Raw genomic sequence first — 228 nt, 5'->3', positions numbered from 1 at the left:
AAGCAGGAATACCCCGGCATCGACATGGAGATGAGGGAGTACAGCGCCAAGCGGCTGGAGGTGCAGGTGGAGCAGGGACACATCGACGTCGGGCTGACGGTGCTCCCGGTCAACACGCAATCATTTGCCGCCGTTCCGCTCTCGGCGGAGGACCTGGTTGCCATCGTTCACCGGGAGCATTGGCTTTCCGGCAGGGAGTCGGTCAGTCTGGCGGAACTGAAGGCCGAG

General features: G+C 63.2%; 1 protein-coding gene. It reads left to right on the top strand.

Annotated elements, in window-relative coordinates; all coding sequences use genetic code 11:
• Positions 1 to 228 (top strand): LysR substrate-binding domain-containing protein (locus tag LD028_RS09780; RefSeq protein ID WP_237811705.1); only part of this gene is annotated, 228 nt, incomplete at both ends.

The organism is Anoxybacillus sp. LAT27 (assembly GCF_022030075.1).
Classification (GTDB): domain Bacteria; phylum Bacillota; class Bacilli; order Bacillales; family Anoxybacillaceae; genus Anoxybacillus; species Anoxybacillus kestanbolensis.
The sequence above is the reverse complement of the archived record's forward strand: the minus strand, read 5'-3'. Positions and strand labels throughout refer to the sequence as shown.